9 protein-coding genes are annotated in these 12146 nt (G+C 45.7%); 6 read left to right on the forward strand and 3 right to left on the reverse strand.

Annotated features, from left to right (window positions below; translation table 11 throughout):
* Positions 1–88: 88 nt before the first annotated feature.
* Positions 89–1567 (forward strand): MocR-like pyridoxine biosynthesis transcription factor PdxR, encoded by a 1479-nt coding sequence (pdxR, locus tag HLM86_RS00410; protein ID WP_217702053.1) that lies wholly within the window; start codon positions 89–91, stop codon positions 1565–1567.
* Here pdxR and HLM86_RS00415 read toward each other — a convergent pair.
* Positions 1551–2933: an aminotransferase family protein gene (locus HLM86_RS00415; protein WP_290312277.1), complete on the reverse strand. Its 1383-nt coding sequence runs from the start codon at positions 2931–2933 to the stop codon at positions 1551–1553. The genes pdxR and HLM86_RS00415 overlap by 17 nt on opposite strands.
* Positions 2934–3170: 237 nt before the next feature.
* Here HLM86_RS00415 and HLM86_RS00420 point away from each other — a divergent pair, with 237 nt between their 5' ends.
* From HLM86_RS00420 to HLM86_RS00430, 3 genes are all read left to right on the forward strand, one after another.
* Entirely contained in the window at positions 3171–3926 is a 756-nt protein-coding gene (locus HLM86_RS00420; RefSeq protein WP_170882196.1) for a sulfite exporter TauE/SafE family protein, read from the forward strand.
* 14 nt (positions 3927–3940) lie between these two features.
* A complete protein-coding gene (gene safD / locus HLM86_RS00425; RefSeq protein WP_170882195.1) occupies positions 3941–5311 on the forward strand; it encodes a sulfoacetaldehyde dehydrogenase SafD in 1371 nt (456 codons plus the stop codon).
* A 268-nt stretch (positions 5312–5579) separates the two neighbouring features.
* Complete coding sequence (locus tag HLM86_RS00430; RefSeq protein WP_076585741.1) at positions 5580–6236, forward strand: hypothetical protein; 657 nt, start codon at positions 5580–5582, stop codon at positions 6234–6236.
* Positions 6237–6324: 88 nt separating this feature from the next.
* Here the strand turns inward: HLM86_RS00430 and HLM86_RS00435 are convergent, their stop codons facing one another.
* Positions 6325–6999 carry a DUF4360 domain-containing protein gene (locus HLM86_RS00435; RefSeq protein WP_076585739.1) on the reverse strand — a complete coding sequence of 225 codons (675 nt, stop codon included), beginning with the start codon at positions 6997–6999 and terminating at the stop codon, positions 6325–6327.
* 204 nt (positions 7000–7203) lie between these two features.
* The gene (locus HLM86_RS00440; RefSeq protein ID WP_170882194.1) at positions 7204–9282 is read right to left on the reverse strand and encodes a sensor histidine kinase; all 2079 of its coding nucleotides are present in this window, start codon (positions 9280–9282) and stop codon (positions 7204–7206) included.
* A 173-nt stretch (positions 9283–9455) separates the two neighbouring features.
* On the opposite strand from HLM86_RS00440, the gene HLM86_RS00445 reads away from it, so the two are divergent.
* Positions 9456–10811 (forward strand): sigma-54-dependent transcriptional regulator, encoded by a 1356-nt coding sequence (locus tag HLM86_RS00445; protein ID WP_170882193.1) that lies wholly within the window; start codon positions 9456–9458, stop codon positions 10809–10811.
* 277 nt (positions 10812–11088) lie between these two features.
* On the forward strand, positions 11089–12099 hold the full coding sequence (locus tag HLM86_RS00450) for a TAXI family TRAP transporter solute-binding subunit (protein WP_076585733.1): 1011 nt from the start codon (positions 11089–11091) through the stop codon (positions 12097–12099).
* Positions 12100–12146: the final 47 nt, after the last annotated feature.

Consider the following 12146-nt stretch of genomic DNA (forward strand, 5'->3'; position numbering starts at 1 on the left):
GACTTTTAGAGCCAGAAGTGTGTTAGAAATGGTGACAATAAGTTAATAAACTATTGATAATTATAATAAAATGAAACATTTATTTTACATGAAGTTCGGTCGGGGAACCAGCCTACAAACGCAGATCAAAGACATGATCATTGCGACAATTCTTGATGGACATATTGTCGCAGGAGAGGCTTTGCCCTCGTGCCGAGAACTGGCGAAAGCACTTGGTGTTTCGCGAAATACCGTTGTCTTAGCCTATGAAAAATTGATCGAAGAAGGCTATGTTGTTTCTCTCGAGAGGAAAGGTTTTTTTGTTCACAATACCTATTGCGAAACCTCGGTGGCACCAGCTGTTGTGCCCGCCTCAGACCAAGGCAGTGTTGACTGGAGTACTAAGTTCAGGCAACGCCCTTCTGACCAGCCGCATTTACATAAACCTGATATGTGGAAGCAATGTAAATACCCGTTTATTTATGGTCAACCGGATCCGGAGTTCTTTCCTATTAGAGAGTGGCGAGAATGCACCCAACGTGCCACCCAGAGCTTACAGGCCAGAGACTGGTTAAAAGATGGTGTTGATGAAGATGACCCGCTATTAATTGAGCAGTTGAGGACACGAATTTTGGCACGCAGAGGGGTCCGTTGTCATAAGAGTGAGATTCTGTTAACAGTCGGAACACAGCACTCTTTGTATTTACTCAGCCAATTGTTGGGAGGGCAAGGGGTAACATTAGGGGTGGAGAACCCAGGGTATCCAGATGTCCGTCATATTTTTGAACTGAATCAAACGCAGATGTGCGATCTGGAAGTGGATGATCATGGTCTGAAGGTGAATGCGTCTTTAAATGAATGTGATTACGTATTTGTAACGCCGAGTCATCAATCTCCCACCACAGTCACTTTGCCACTTGAACGTCGTCTTAGCCTTCTAGAGCAAGCGGCTGAGCATGATTTAGTGATTATTGAAGATGATTACGAATGTGAACTGAACTTTTATTCAACCCCGACGCCAGCGTTGAAGAGCCTTGATAAAGAAGGGCGAGTGATTTACGTAGGCAGCTTATCAAAAACGTTGGCACCAGGTTTACGGGTTGGGTATCTCGTGGCACCGACCGCATTGATCGATGAGGCTCGGGCGTTGCGACGCCTCATGATGCGTCATACACCTGCAAATAATCAAAGGACACTGGCGTTCTTTCTTGCTGGCGGGCACCATGACACTTTGATTCACCGCCTGAGACAGCGATATACCGAGAGGGCTAACATTCTCACCTTGTCTTTGCAGGAGTACTTACCCACGGTAGAAGTGACTCCGTCATTAGGGGGAAGTGCAATGTGGCTCAAAGGACCTGTGGGGCTCGATTGCGCTTATTTGCAGCAAGAAGCGCTCAAACTTGGAGTTTACATTGAAACGGGCATCCAACATTTTGAAGTCAGTGCTATAAATGATGAGTCGCGGCGACATTTCCGTCTCGGTTTTTCATTGATTAAAACGGACCGCATCAGAGAAGGGGTCCGTTTATTGGCTCGGGTGATGGAAACGGCATGCGCCGCTCCCACGGTTATGCCACAGGCATAAGCATTTTTTCTTCGACTTCTGTCAGAGCCTTATCTATGCTTTGCGCGATTAGGTCGAGTTCGTGTTGCTGAGTGATCAAAGCAGGGCTCAAGCAAAGCGTATTATTGAGAGTACTAAATGAACGGTTAGTTCGGCCGATAATCACGCCTTGTTTTAGGCAATTGGCCACCACAGCAGCGCTGATGCTTTCATCGACGGGTTGCTTGGTTTCTCTGTCGATCACCAGTTCAAGGCCGACGAACAAGCCTTTACCGCGTACATCTCCAATAAGGGAATGCTTGTTCTTCAGTTCAAGCATTTTTGTTTTGAGGTACTCACCCTGAATACGTGCATTGTCGACTAAATTTTCCCGCTCTATGATTTCCAAGTTGGCCAGTGCTGCGACAGGACCGGCGGTACATCCACCAAAGGTTGATATGTCTCGGAAATAATCCATGCGGCTGCTGGTGTCATCATCATGGATCATCTGATAGACACGTTCAGTGGTGACGGTACAAGAGATGGCGGCGTAGCCTGATGCGACACCTTTGGCCATGGTCACAATGTCAGGCTGGATGTCATAATGTTGGTAGCCAAACCATGTCCCAGTACGGCCCAAACCACAAACGACTTCATCAATGTGCAGTAAAACATCATATTGACGACAGATTTCTTGAACCCGTGTCCAATAACCGGCTGGTGGCTCAATCACGCCACCTCCTGCGGTGATCGGTTCTAGACAAATAGCGCCGACGGTTTCAGGTCCCTCGCGCAGAATCACTTGCTCGATTTCATTGGCAACCCGCAGGCCATAATCGTCGATGTCACCCCACTGTGAACGGTATTCACAGCAATGCGGGACGCTAACAAAACCGGGGGTAAAAGGTCCATACTGTTCGCGTCTTTCTTCCTGTCCAGTGGCACTCAAGCAACTGATGGTGGTGCCATGGTAGTCTCGATCGCGGTAAAGAATTTTGTGTTTTTTCCCACCGTATTTTTTCGCCGCAATTTGTCTGACCAGTTTAAAGGCTTTCTCGTTCGCCTCAGAACCAGAGTTAGAATAGTAAACTCGACTGAGACCTGGCATTTTCTCCAGTAATTTCTCGGCAAAGCGAGTCGCGGGGATATTGCCAGCCGTTTGCGCAAAATAGTTCATTTTAACCAGTTGATCTCTCACCGCGTTGGCGATGTCTTCTCGTCCGTAGCCCACATTAACTGACCAGACTCCACCAGAGACGGCATCCAGATACTGCTTACCATGGATGTCCCAGACATACATGCCTTCGCCCCGTTCGACCATCATAGGTTTGGCTTGATCTGGTTTCATATGGTGCCAGACGTGGTCAGTATTACTGTCTATCAGTGATTGAATCTCGATGTCTTTCATCATCAGTCCCTTATGGTGGTCACTTATTGGCGCTCAAAGGCATTGCCTGTTGTTCATTCAGCAGTGACTTTAGCCGTGAAGTTCGAGTTTACTGAGTTGGCGACGGACAATACTAGAGCCAGATAACCGCAGGATTTAAGTCCAGTTCTGGTACTAAAAAAACACCCAGACTGGCTCTACGCCGACTAAGAGGTCTCGCCTAAAGTAGCCTTTCTGTTAATGGTTAAGCTGGACATTATGGATATCATCTCGCTATCGACTACCACAATGATACTTGCGACTATCGTGGTGGTTATTGCCTCTTTACTCTCTAGCCTTACAGGAAGTGCGGGCGGCATATTGATGTTTTCAGGGATGAGTGTCTTTATCCCTCTTAGGCCACTTATTGCTATCCATGCGTCGATTCAGGTGGTCAGCAATGGTATTCGTGCTTGGCTACTGCGTCGCGATATTCGCTGGGCTATGTGTGTGCCTTTTTTTATTGGAGCATCATTAGGCGCAGCGCTGACCACCCGTTTGCTGGTCGAGTTGGTCAGTGATGTTTTTGCTTTATACCTGCTTCTAGGCTTGATCGGCTATACCTTGTTCAAACCCAAAAGATTGCCCGCCCTCAATATCAAGGATAAGCAGTTTTTCTGGGTGGGGTTAGCTGCAGGTAGCCTCGGAATTATCGCTGGGGCAGTAGACCCTTTACTTACGGCGTTTTTTCTGCGCGATGATTTATCTAAAGAGTCGATTGTCGCTAATAAGTCACTGATGCAGTTATGGGTGCATCTCACCAAAATACCCGCGTTTCTTTACTTGGGTTTTTCATTTGTTGATAACGCGGGCCTGATCGTTATTTTTTCATTGGCGGCCTTACTGGCGACCAAATTAGGGGTTTTTCTACTGAGAAAAGTCAATACTGGGCTGTTTTTACGATTGATGTGGTGGGCTCTATTCGTCTCCGGCGCGCAATTGGTCTACCAAATTACCTCAATACACCTTCATTAATATAGGAGAGATTTATGACATCGGCTTATCAGGTAAAAAATCCTTACACTCAAGAGTGCATTGGTCAGTATCAATTTAATACTAAAGAAGAGATTGAAACCAGCCTGTCACTGCTCAAGAAAGGGCGTAAGACTCAGTCGGAGTTGCGAGCATTTCAACGTGCTGACATATTACGCAAACTGGCTGGTTTGTTAGAAACACATGCTGAGTCTTTGGCCAGAATGATCACTGAAGAAACGGGAAAAACGATTGCCGATAGTCGAGTAGAGCTGACCCGAGCGATCAATACAGCAATTGCCAGTAGCGAAGAAGCGAGGCAGATTCAAGGAGAAGTGCTGGATTCGGATGCGTATGCACCAGCTAGGCGTCGCACGGGTATCGTACGTTTTGTCCCTATTGGAACGGTGTTGTGTATCACTCCATTTAACTTTCCGATTAATATCGCCATGCACAAAATTGGCCCTGCTTTCGCAGCGGGTAATCGTATTGTATTAAAACCAGCACCAATTAATCGGGCTTCAGCAGAGAAGCTCGTCGTACTTTGCTACGAAGCGGGTATCCCACAAGATGTTCTTCAGTTGGTGGTCCCCGATATTGAAGAAATGGCTGGCTTAGTTAGCCACCCTGATATTGATGCGATTAATTTTACTGGTGGTCACCCAGCGGCAGAGGCAATTGCCGCTCACGCAGGCTACAAGAAAATGTTGTTTGAATTGGGGGGAAGCGATCCGCTTATCGTCATGCCTGATGGGGATCTCGATGCTGCGGTTAATGCGGCTATTCATCAACGATTTGCAACAGCAGGGCAACGCTGTACCGCGGCAAAGCGTTTATTTGTTCATCAAGATGTCTACTCACAATTTCGTGATCTTCTGGTGAAAGCCAGTAGTGAGCTTGTGGTGGGAGATCCTGCTTTGGACGATACTTTTGTTGGGCCGCTGGTCAATGAAATGTCGGCCAATCATATTCACTCTGTGATAGAGCAGTCGATAAAAATGGGTGCGAGTGTTGCTTTGGGTGGCCATCGTGAAGGCAATATTATTTTTCCGACTATTTTGGAAAACTTACCAGACGATTGTCCAGTGATGACAGAAGAAGTCTTTGGTCCAGTGATCCCACTGCGTGCATTTGAGTCGCTTGATGAGATCATTCCTGTGATCAATAGCAGTGATTACGGCTTGCAAGCGGGTGTGTTTACGCATGATCTTAAAGTGATTGATCGCCTGTTTGACGAATTGGATGTTGGAACGTTGGCCACTAATGATGGACCGGGTTTCCGAGCTGAGCATTTTCCTTTCGGTGGGGTGAAAAAAAGCGGTATTGGTCGTGAGGGGATCAAATACGCGATCAGAGAAATGTCGGTGACTAAAACGTTAGTTTTGTAATTCCATTTTTGTCGTCGTTAAGCACATTGTCTCCTTTGGAATCGGGAAGTCGGCTTTTTTACAAGCCGGCTTTGTGCGAGAGAGCGATGGTGTTACCTTGAAATCTTATTAATAGGATAGATAATAAAAGCTATAAATTTCATTAACTTAGGTTTGTATATTTAATTTCAATGCGTTTAACGTGAAGTATCACAAAATAAAATATTAAACCTGTTTTATATGTGCGTTGTGAGGTAACTTGCCGCCAGTTTTCAAGAGGACTTAAATAATGAAAAAGAAAATAGCGCTCATTTGTTTTGTTACTTGCCTAAGTGCCCAGACTCAAGCTGAAAATAACCCAGAGATCTTCGATGCTACGCCAGAGGGAGTCTTGACTAAATTCGAGTCAATGCATCAGGTGCGTGACCGTATGAAACAAGACGGTTACACACAACACCGTTGCGGTATTCAGTCTATCAAACAAGGGACGCCAGCTCAGCAGCAAGCTGAAACACCTCATAGTCAGATTCAATGTTTTTACTCTAAGCCAGGGGCACTGCCGAGCGAGGAATCCGAATTGGCTTACTGGCACTTAAACATTGCGTATAATTCACAAAGCAAACTGTACAAAGCAGGCAATGAGTTTACCGACTATTATCAAACACACATTTATACTCATGAACCGCTTTATCTGTTGGACGCTGGACCACATTATTACAGTGAGCGTGCTCGTTTACAGGCGATGGGGATGACAATTGGAGAGTGCAATCTTCAGCAAATTTATTACTTTATGAAGCCTACGGAAAGTACATATCTATCCCATGTAGCATCTTGCCCTGTTTATCAGGCTGAGGGAGAGTTGTCTGGTCATATTAAGGTTGAGATCGACTACACCTCAGACAACATGGGTTATAGCGAAAAGTCAGTGAATTTTGTCTCACTCTAGCTGGGATTTAATCGCGAAAAATACGGGGGCTTAGAAGCCCCCGTATTACTATGTTACTCGTCATATCAAACAAGGAAGACCAGCGGAGTTATATTCTCTCAGCTGAAGGTGCGTTGCTTGTCTCATCACATTTTTTGAACATGAGTCCATAGCGGTGGGTCAGCTTACCATCAATAGTATCTAGGGTGATTAAACCACTTTTGTCACGGGCACGACGATTATCGACTTTAATTTCTGTTTTAATCACAACGGGTTCAGTGGCATTGCAGGATGACCAAACCAAGCTTTCTAGACCAATACGGTCACTGAGTTGGTAGTTGTCTGAAATTGGACCAACAAACTCAGTACGAAGGGTGGCTTCTTGACGTGCACCAGCAAAGAAGTAAGAAGAGGTTTGTTTAGCGCTGACTTGGGCGTCCAAATCTGCGTAACCGCGGTAGTTCACGTCGGCTAGAGTAAATGAGAACCCATTTGGAATGCCTAGTACTGCTGTCACCTGACAGGTCTTTCTGTTTTCGCGTCTTGAGATATCAGGGCCGGCTTCAGCAATATATTCATCAAAGCCGAGGACAAAAGACTTACCATCTGGGGCAATGGTTGAAGAGACGGTTCCAAAAGGACAACCACTCCCTGAACTTTGTAAACTTTGAATATTGACTTCCACTGAATCAAAGTGGACGATTTCAACCTGAGCAGAGGCCTGTGAGATCATCACAGCGTTTGATGCTGCTAGTAGCGTCACAAAAGAGAATTTCTTGTTCAATTTTAACTCCTTTTAATTGAGGGTGCTATTGCTAAAAGTCATTTTAATTCAATGGCTTGTATTTATTTTAGAGCCTAATCTATATTTCTTTAATTGTCTCATTCTCGCGTAACTAAAAAGTAACGAGATTGAGAATTTGAGGTTAGATACTCAGTTTTGGGCTCAGCAATTTATGCACCTTCTTGATTACAAAAAAGGGAGAGATTACGAAGGAAATTCGTCACTTTTCGATGGAACGGCCTCAAGCGTCAGGGTAAACGTCATGCCTGCCTTCGTGTTATTTTTCGCCCAAACGTGTCCCTGCATTTCTTTAAGATGGTTGGCGGTGATCGCTAAGCCCAAACCCAGACCTTCTCCCACTTTTTTGTTGGTCTGGAAGGGTTCAAAGATATGTGGAAGTCTGCTTGGATCCACCCCACACCCATTATCGATGACCTCAACGTTGACCTGCTGATTTTGACGGTGTGCGTTGATCGTAATATGGGGTAAGGTTTGGTCTTTTATTGCATCAATGGCGTTACTGATGAGGTTTCCTATGACCTGTCTTAACAGCCCTTCGTCTCCCATCACTTGAGCGCATTCAGGCTTAATCCTCAATCGGACTTCAATGGTGTTAAGAGCGTCTTGTTCCAATAGTAAGACCTCTTCCACAACCTGAATCAATGAAATGGGTTGATTGTAATCAAGGCGTTTAAAGGCAAACGATTTGAGTTGAGACGTCATACTGACCATACGGTCGATCAGTGTTTGCACCAGCTTCATATTGGCATTGAGCTTTGCGGTTTCGCCTCTTTCCAATAGGAGTTGGTTACTGGACAATAAGGTTTTTAGCCCCGTTAGAGGTTGGTTGAACTCATGAGTGATTGCGCTCGACATTTTACCTAAAGCGGCCAGCTTACTGGCTTCAATTAGGTCTTCTTGTGCTTGTTTGAGTGCTTGGGTCCGCTCTTCAACTCGTTTCTGTAATTGCTGATTCGCGGATTCCAGCGCGACTTCTGCTTGTTTTCTCTTACTGATATCAATAACAGTGCATAAGTAGTAGTACGATGAATACCAAGCAAATGGGCTGATTGAAAAGAGCACTGGGAAGTGGCTGCCATCGCTTCGCTGTGCCATGGTTTCGACTCGGCTTACTTCTGCCAGTTCACCATGCTGGGCTAGATTGTGCAGTAATTGTAGCGCGGTCGAGTTCGGGTTCCCTGTATCAAAAAGCTGCCAAGCTTCAAGATAAGGGAGCATTCCATCGGAGAGATTAAAATCGCGTTTTGCCATTGGGTTAAGGGTTTGGATGGCACCATGCTGATCGAGGAGCAGTAGACTGACGTGCGTTTTATTGATCATGCCACTTAGGCGTTTTTCTGATTGCTCAATTAATGCCTGCATATGGATGGCATGGATTTTTTTCTGGTGCCCTTGATAGCGTATTACGAACAACAACAGAATAAATAAACACATCAGTGCACTGAGCCAGCCCACCCAACGAACCGTTTGATCTAAAGAGGCGATTGACTTGAGGTAGGTTAATTGCCAACCGAGATCATCCAGCGTGACGGACTGACTGAGGTATTTCTGCTGGTTCAGCTGCCAAAGAGTGATCTGAGTTTGATTGTGGAGGGTGACAATCTCAGAGGTTTTTTTGTGAAATGAACGATTAAGCCATCTGTAGTTCAATGATTTACTAAAAGGTAGAAAAAACTGTGCTCGTGAGTTTTGGAACCAGACCATGTCTTTATTGGTGACCCATTGATCATGGAGCAAGCTCAGATCAACTTTGATAGCGGCGATGCCAGCCACCTCTAAGCCCAGGTAAACGGGCGCGGCTAAGAAATACTCGGGGGTTTCCCCCCGACTTTTCGTCACAATCGATACGTGATCGCGCTCTTGACTAATTTTCGCCGCAATAGCGTGGGAATCGGAGTGGCTAATTGAACTGTTTTCCTTGCTTGATACCATAACCTCTCCTTGTTTAGAAAGCAGATACCAACCTTTCGTATTTGCTGCTTTGTCGAGTTGAATCAGTTGTTTTTCAACCTGTGGGCGCAACGTTGTATTGCCCCTCAGGTATCGTTGGCTGAGTGTGTCATGGGCAATCAAGTAGGGTAGGGGGGAAAACCGTTTTAAAGAGCGGCGGACCTCAATAATATAATTGAGCAGATTTTGCCCTACTTCTTGTCTGAATTGCTCTAACTGCCATTGGGTGGCGGCTTCTTCACCGGCCCATTTGGCCAGTCCCATCAATAAACTGGCGACGAGTAAAAACCAGCCGCGATGTTGTCCCATCATTCTATCGTTCCTTATACTGGGAGGAGAAAGACGATAGGGTAGGGTAAATTTCAAATGGATCTCTGTACTGTATATTTTGTTGGGTGACTTGTTGTTTTAATTGAGATAATGATCCTTTTCGTTGGTACGATTTTTTCATACCGTGTCCGAAAAGAGACCAGAGAGACGCAAATATGGAAGTTAGCACTTCACCGAGTATCGCGTTAGTTGAAGATGATCACATTGTTCGTGTGGCCACGAGTCAATGGCTGCAACTGGCGGGTTTCGACGTTACAACTTTTGAATGCGGACAGGGCTTACTCGATCGGGTCAATGAATGTCAATTTGATACCATTATCAGTGACGTTCGGTTACCCGATATTGATGGCGTCGCACTGCTCTCAATGAGCAAAAAATTGCAGCCGGACGTCCCGTTCATCCTCATTACGGGCCATGGTGATGTCGCCTTGGCGGTAAAAGCCCTCCAACAGGGGGCCTATGACTTCATTGAAAAGCCTTTTGACCCAACTCGTTTGTCAGAAACCGTGGCTGAGGCGGTTGGGATCTACCAACATGGGCGAGAGCGGCAGGAACGTGCGTCTTATCTCAGCAATATGGCGGGGATTGAGCAGGTTTTGATTGGCCGCAGCCGAGTAATGTGCGACTTGCGCGAACAAATCGCGAAGGTGGCGGAGATTGATACCAATGTGATTATTTATGGTGAGACTGGGTGCGGTAAAGAATTGGTTGCGACGTGTTTGCACCAGTTTAGTCACCGTCATCGTCATCAATTTGTTCCACTTAATTGTGGGGCAATCCCTGAGAACCTTCTTGAAAGTGAGTTATTTGGTCATGAAATCGGGGCGTTCACTGGGGCGGCAAAACGCCGAATTGGTAAGTTTGAATATGCAGACAAAGGCACGGTATTTCTTGATGAAATTGAAAGTATGCCATTAGCTATGCAAGTGAAAGTCTTACGCTCATTGCAAGATAATGTGGTTGAGCGTGTGGGAGGAAATCGACAAGTGACGGTCGATGTGCGCGTGATCTCAGCGGCAAAACACGATTTGTTGAATCACCCAAAATTTCGTCAGGATTTATTTTATCGCCTGAATGTGGCGCAATTGCATTTACCAGCACTGCATGAACGGGAAAAGGATACGTTGTTATTGTTTGATTATTTTACCCAGCAAGCAAATTCAAACACTCGACAAGCCAGTGAAGCCGATAGGCAGGCCTTACTTTCTTACCGCTGGCCCGGAAATGTGCGAGAGCTACGCAATATTGCAATTCGTTTTGCTTTGGATCACTCGCTTACGGTGGGCGATATCCTAGCTTGTCGGCCCATAACGTTGTCTGAGTTACCCACAGCTGGGGTCCCGCTGTCGGTTCAAGTACAAAGTTTTGAGCGTAAAGTTCTTCATGATGCGTTGGTGCGTCATCAGGGTAAGATTCACGATGTCATGCAGGAACTGTCATTACCACGGCGAACTCTGAATCAGAAAATGGTGCGCTATGCTCTCAATCGTAGTGACTATGTTGGCCAATAAGCAATAAATTGCCTATTGATTTCTGGGGCAATGATAGGGGTAGGTCACACTATCGACCTGTCTGAGCAATCTCGCTCCTCTGTGGCTCATTTTTACGTTTTTCTATCAGCCATTTTTTGCTCATGGCTGCCATCCAATATAAGAAAAAAACAGCTCATCTGAGCTGTTTTTTTAACTTTATTTATTAAAAATCAACATCTTAATTTTTGGCATCCGATTTGCTCTATACCGATGTGATTAAAATAGAACAGATATTGATTGGATAGGGAGACATCACATGAAACCGAGCACATTTACTAAAGCCTTGTTGTTAACCGTGAGCTTACTTGGCGTAGGGGCCAAGGCGTTGGCTAACGAACGCAGTTACATACTTGCCACTGCCTCTACCGGTGGGACCTACTACCCTGTTGGTGTTGCTCTGGCGACCCTGAGTAAAGTCAAACTAGCTCCGCAGCATCGTTTTTCTCTGTCTGCGATAAGCTCTGCTGGATCGGGGGAAAATATTAAGTTACTTAACGATAATGAAGCGCAATTCGCCATTCTACAAGGTTTATACGGGGCGTGGGCTTGGTCGGGGCAGGGGCCTTATCAGAACCAAGGGCGTCAGGATAAGTTGCGCTCGGTTTCTATGTTATGGCAAAACGTTGAGCATTTTATTGTTCGCTCTGAGCTGACGAAAACTGGGACGGTCAGTGATTTGAATAATTTTGATGGCAAAAAGTTTTCCATCGGCAAAAAGAACTCTGGGACTGAAAACTCAGGTCGCCAAATCATGAAGGAGCTGTCGGTCAACCCTGAGTCGTTTAACTTCGCCTACATGGGTTATGGCAGCAGTGCCAGTGCTCTGCAAAATGGCACGATTGATGGTATGAATACACCTGCGGGGGTGCCGGTTGGCGCGGTTACTCAGGCTTTCTCTGCGCTTGGACAAGACATTAAAATTTTATCATTTACTGAGGCTCAGATCGCACAGGTCAACAGAAAATATAATTTGTGGACCAAGTATGAAATACCGGCCAATACTTACCCTGGCGTAGAAAAAGCAGTGACGACAATAGCTCAGCCAAATTTTCTAGCAGTTCGTGGTGATATTTCGGAAGACGATATTTATCAGTTGACGAAAACTATATACGAAAATCTACCGTTCCTTCAGGGAATTCATAAAGCGACCAAAGCAATGGCGATTGAAAAAGCTCTGGATGGTTTACCCGTGCCGCTTCATCCGGGGGCCATGCGTTATTACAAAGAAGTTGGGGTCTCTATTCCACCACGACTGATGGTCAACTAAGTTCTCCGAATCTGACTTTCTTAGTGCGCTTACATCAGGGCACATTT

The sequence above is a fragment of the Vibrio ostreicida genome (assembly GCF_013074385.2).
Lineage (GTDB): Bacteria > Pseudomonadota > Gammaproteobacteria > Enterobacterales > Vibrionaceae > Vibrio > Vibrio ostreicida.

What these genes read in the sequence shown, in the direction of transcription:
- HLM86_RS00430 (WP_076585741.1), top strand. Translation starts at nt 5,580, where the DNA reads ATGAAAAAGAAAATAGCGCTCATTTGTTTTGTTACTTGCCTAAGTGCC.
- HLM86_RS00415 (WP_290312277.1), bottom strand. Translation starts at nt 2,933, where the DNA reads ATGAAAGACATCGAGATTCAATCACTGATAGACAGTAATACTGACCAC.
- HLM86_RS00450 (WP_076585733.1), top strand. Translation starts at nt 11,089, where the DNA reads ATGAAACCGAGCACATTTACTAAAGCCTTGTTGTTAACCGTGAGCTTA.
- HLM86_RS00440 (WP_170882194.1), bottom strand. Translation starts at nt 9,282, where the DNA reads ATGATGGGACAACATCGCGGCTGGTTTTTACTCGTCGCCAGTTTATTG.
- HLM86_RS00420 (WP_170882196.1), top strand. Translation starts at nt 3,171, where the DNA reads ATGGATATCATCTCGCTATCGACTACCACAATGATACTTGCGACTATC.
- HLM86_RS00445 (WP_170882193.1), top strand. Translation starts at nt 9,456, where the DNA reads ATGGAAGTTAGCACTTCACCGAGTATCGCGTTAGTTGAAGATGATCAC.
- pdxR (WP_217702053.1), top strand. Translation starts at nt 89, where the DNA reads ATGAAGTTCGGTCGGGGAACCAGCCTACAAACGCAGATCAAAGACATG.
- safD (WP_170882195.1), top strand. Translation starts at nt 3,941, where the DNA reads ATGACATCGGCTTATCAGGTAAAAAATCCTTACACTCAAGAGTGCATT.